The organism is Chitinophagaceae bacterium, assembly GCA_007695095.1.
Lineage (GTDB): Bacteria > Bacteroidota > Bacteroidia > Chitinophagales > REEL01 > REEL01.
The window spans coordinates 1-4548 of record REEL01000026.1 but is presented as its reverse complement, the minus strand read 5'-3'; the positions used below and the strand labels follow the sequence as shown (position 1 = coordinate 4548).

Sequence of the window (4548 nt, the reverse complement as noted above, 5' to 3'; positions counted from 1 at the left end):
AAAATGTCAAATGGCAAATGTATTGAGATATCTCCAAATTAATCCGGAGATGCTTCCTATCGTCAGCGTGACAGAAAGGTGTGAGACTGTTCTCTGTCTATTTACTTTTTACAGTCTAAGTGTTCCGGTTTTATTGGACAATCCCCTACTACCCAACACGCCTAAAACACAAAATCCACATTAATCAAAGGCAGAACAGGAAAGTAATACGTATTTTTCAGTCATCATAATAAAGATGCTGAATCAAAAAAAAGCAGGAAGATTAAACATTCAGGTAATTAAAGAAGGAGTCGACTCTGTTTTTCATGTCCTCAGTATCTTCAGAATGGTGATAGTATGCTTTTACTTTGTATTCAAACCTTTCAAAAGCAGCTATTACAGGTTTTAAGTCCTCTTTGTTTGTTTTTATAATTACTTCGAGGTTTGATTTATCAGGAAATGACCGGACATTTGAAGAAAGAATAATGGCATCACCGGATTCAGCAATTCTTGAAATTTCAGTTAATGAATAGTCCCTTACGTTAACTTCCAAAACTAGTACACCTCCATTTTCCTGTATGGAATTGAAAGTAGCAAAAAACTGAAGTAAATCTTCCAATAAGATAATACCCGTATAGTTTTCTTCACGATCAATAACCGGAATAAGGGTTAGTTTCATATCAACCATGTTACGAATTACATCATATATATGAAGGTCTTCGTAAACGAAAGGCTTCCAAAGTGAAAGTCTGTGATTGCCGAGAGCCTCTTCAGATTCGCTTAAGTCCAGTATGTCATCCTCAGATATTAAACCTAAAAATTGCTTTTCGTTAACTATAGGTAAATGCCTCACTCCAAACTCACTCATCCACTTAAGTGCTTTTGCACCTGTGTCGGAAGTTTTGAGAGGTGACACTATTTGAGAAACTAAATCTGTTGCGAGCATACTAAGGTTTTATGATATTATGTTTAACGAGAAAATCTTCTAAATGTTTGTTAAACTCATCAGGTTTTTCCATCATGGCTGCATGACCGCATTGATTTATAAAATCTAATTGTGCATTGGGTAATTGTTTGAGAAATTCCTCAGCGACAAAAGGGGGTGTGATTCTGTCATTTTTCCCCCAGATTAAAAGCGTATTTGTTGTGATTTTAGGTAAGTCATCTTTTAAGTTGTGTCTCATTGCTGATTTTGCCAGATAAATAACTCTTATGGCTTTGTTTCTGTTATTTACGATTTCATATACCTCATCTACCAATGCCTTAGTGGCTGTTTTGGGGTCGTAAAAAGTATATTCGGTTTTATCTTTGATATAAGTATAATCACTTTTTTTAGGATACGTATCGCCTAAAGCACTTTCAAAAAGTCCGCTGCTTCCGGTTAAAACCATTGTCCTTACTTTGTCCATATTCTGCAAAGTGAACAGTAAAGCAATATGTCCGCCCAAAGAATTTCCTAAAACGATAACATCATCATAACCTCTTTTTTCCAGAAACTCTTCAATATGTTTCACCATACCAATTACCGAAGTTTCATTAAGAGGCAAATCAAATAAAGGCAGTAAGGGAATACAAACTTTCATTTTAGGTGTAAAGTAATCCAATACATGAGCAAAATTACTCAGCGCACCAAACAAGCCGTGTAACAAAACTATAGTAGGGCCTTCTCCTTCTTCAATATAATTGAATTTACCATCGGTTTTGATGTTGTAATTCATGTAGATATTTTTAGTGGTTAAACTCCAAATTTATAATAATCCTTAAATAAAAGCCTAATTAAGCTTTAATTGATTGCAAACTAAGATTAAATTTCTTTTTTAAGTAGTAGTTTGACCAGTTTTTAATCATTTTAAGACCGCTAAAGCTAAGAATTGATTCGGGATGAAACTGCAATCCAATGATGTTTTTATTTTTATGAGCTACTGCCATAACTTCTTTTTCGTCTGTTTGAGCGATAATTTCTAAGTCAGAAGCATTATTTGACGGTTCTGCAATTAAGGAATGGTAACGCATGACTTCAGTTTCATGATTTAGGGTTTCCCATATTGGATGGGGGTTCAAATGAATAATGCTGGTTTTTCCGTGCATTGGTTGTTTAGCCTTTTTAATATTCCAACCAAAATGCTTACAAATAATCTGATGTCCAAGGCAAACGCCAAGCAATGCTTTGTCAGCCGGAAGTGTATTTAAAATTTCAAATAAAACTGGATATTCATCCGGGTGGCCCGGTCCCGGAGAAAAAACAACAGCCTCAGCAGATGAAAGCATACTCATCTCAAATGCATCATAAGATACAACAGATGTGCTTATCCCACATTTGTGGAAATAATCGGCAAGATTGAAGGTAAAAGAATCAAAATTATCAATTATCAATATCATGCTTAGAGATTATTATTTTTATTAGAAGCAAAGTCAATAATTAACTGTTCAATGTCTGAAAATAAACTTTTCATAAAAGGGAATACCTCACCGAAAATACCCATTAATTTGGGCGCGAATTCCAGACTGCTGCCAACTGTTTTAGAATTAATTTTCCAGTCTGCCGAGATGAATCCGGCCTGATTTGTCATCCACAAAACAGCGCTGTAAACAAAGAGCAGTATTACCGCCCAAAGAAAACCACCGGTTAAACGATTTAGCCAACCCAAGAAGACTAAATTAATAAAACCTTCTATTATCTTGCTTAAAGCATAAACTAAAACTAATGTTATCAAAAAGATTACTAAAAACCCTAAAAAGGGTAAATAAGAAGCCTGAATTTCAAATCTTTCATTTAACACTTCAGCAGCCAAAAAACCGAATTTTAGGGCCAGGGTAATTGATATAAATAATGCAAAAAAACCAAAAATGGAATATATAAGCCCTTTTTTATAGCCCATATAAAAGCCGTAGAGAATGATGATAAAAAAAAGGATATCAAAAATCATTAACTGAGTAATTTCTTTACAATATCGGCTAAAATTTTGGTATCAGCTCTTCCACTTAATTTTTCTCCGGCAATTTTCATTACTTTACCCATGTCTTTCATACTTTCGGCTCCGGTTTCTTTAACTATTTCAATAACAATTTTTTCAGTTTCTTCTGCTGAAAGCGTTTCCGGCAAGTAATTTTTAATGATATCAATTTCTTCCGACTCTTTTTGTGCCAGGTCGGTTCTGTTTTGCTGATCAAAAATTTCTTTAGACTCCTGTCTTTGTTTTAAAAGTTTTTGCAAAATCTTAAGTGCTTTATCTTCACTTAGTTCTTTATCTGCACCTTTTTCAGTTTTCGCTTGTGTGAAAGCAGCCTTAACAGCGCGTAAAGTTCTTAGCTTAGATGTATCTTTTTGAAGCATAGCTTGCTTTAAATCAGAAGCAATTTTAATTTCTATTTCAGTCATTTTTTTAATATTTAATACAAAAATCAACAATTATTCATAAATGAACAAAAGAATTGCACTTGCTTAATGAATTGATATGAAAAAATGAATTTCCATTTTTAAGCAAAGTGTAGTGAAAGTGTATCTCTCAAAAATATTTGTTTTCTATTATTCTTTTTAGTTTAGCAATAAATTTTGATTATGGAAACGAGAGTAACCCGGCTTTTACAAATTCAATACCCGATAATACAGGCAGGAATGATATGGTGTTCCGGATGGGAGTTGGCTTCTGCTGTCAGTAATTCAGGTGGATTAGGTATTATCGGTTCCGGGTCAATGTATCCGGAAGTACTCAGATTGCACATTCAAAAGTGCAAAGCCGCAACTCAAAAGCCTTTTGCTGTAAATGTTCCTCTACTATATCCCGATATTGATAAACATATGCAAATAATAGCTGAAGAAGGCGTGCCGATTGTGTTTACCTCTGCGGGTAATCCTAAAACGTGGACGTCTTTTCTGAAGGACAAAGGAATTAAAGTTGTTCATGTAGTTTCAAGTGCAAAATTTGCGGTTAAAAGTCAGCAGGCAGGAGTTGATGCTGTTGTTGCAGAGGGATTTGAAGCCGGTGGCCATAACGGCAGGGAGGAAACTACAACTATGTGTTTAATTCCTTTAGTGCGAGAGGCCATTGATATTCCACTGATAGCAGCCGGAGGAATAGGAACCGGGAAGTCAATGCTGGCGGCAATGGTTTTGGGCGCTGATGCGGTTCAGATAGGGTCTCGTTTTGTAGCAACCCCGGAATCTTCCGGCCACGATAACTTTAAGCTGAAAGTTGTGGAGGCAAATGAGGGAGATACCATTTTAACTTTAAAACAATTAACCCCTGTAAGATTAATAAAAAACAAGTTTTACGAGGCTGTCAAAGAGGCTGAAGAGGCTTGTTCAGGAAAGGAAAAGCTATCAGAAATACTGGGTAGAGCCAGAGCTAAAAAAGGAATGTTTGAAGGAGACCTGGATGAAGGTGAACTTGAAATTGGTCAAATTTCTGCCCAAATTAAAAGCATTAAGCCGGCAGCAGAAGTGTTTAAAGAAATCCTGGAGGAGTTTACAACAGCCAAAAAGAATGTAGAAAGTTGGTAAAAGTTTTTGATTTTGGATGACCCATTGCACAAAAAAGGAATGGTTTACTTGAACAATAGAACATCTGA

6 protein-coding genes are annotated in these 4548 nt (G+C 35.4%); 1 reads left to right on the top strand and 5 read right to left on the bottom strand.

The features are described 5' to 3' along the window. Nucleotides 1–262: 262 nt before the first annotated feature. Genes EA412_00510 through EA412_00490 form a run of 5 tightly spaced genes read right to left on the bottom strand, consistent with a single transcriptional unit; the run spans nt 263 to nt 3358 of the window. Nucleotides 263–925, bottom strand: a complete 663-nt coding sequence (locus tag EA412_00510; protein TVR84219.1) for a CBS domain-containing protein — start codon at nt 923–925, stop codon at nt 263–265. A 1-nt stretch (nt 926) separates the two neighbouring features. After that, a complete protein-coding gene (locus EA412_00505; protein ID TVR84218.1) occupies nt 927–1697 on the bottom strand; it encodes an alpha/beta hydrolase in 771 nt (256 codons plus the stop codon). A gap of 58 nt (nt 1698–1755) precedes the next feature. Further along, entirely contained in the window at nt 1756–2358 is a 603-nt protein-coding gene (locus EA412_00500) for an aminodeoxychorismate/anthranilate synthase component II (GenBank protein TVR84217.1), read from the bottom strand. A 2-nt stretch (nt 2359–2360) separates the two neighbouring features. Then, nucleotides 2361–2906, bottom strand: a complete 546-nt coding sequence (locus tag EA412_00495) for a CvpA family protein (GenBank protein TVR84216.1) — start codon at nt 2904–2906, stop codon at nt 2361–2363. Continuing rightward, the gene (locus EA412_00490) at nt 2906–3358 is read right to left on the bottom strand and encodes a GatB/YqeY domain-containing protein (GenBank protein TVR84215.1); all 453 of its coding nucleotides are present in this window, start codon (nt 3356–3358) and stop codon (nt 2906–2908) included. The genes EA412_00495 and EA412_00490 overlap by 1 nt, the downstream gene beginning before the upstream one ends. Nucleotides 3359–3538: 180 nt before the next feature. Between EA412_00490 and EA412_00485 the strand changes: the two genes are divergently transcribed. Next, complete coding sequence (locus EA412_00485) at nt 3539–4480, top strand: nitronate monooxygenase (protein TVR84214.1); 942 nt, start codon at nt 3539–3541, stop codon at nt 4478–4480. The last annotated feature ends 68 nt before the right edge of the window (nt 4481–4548 follow it).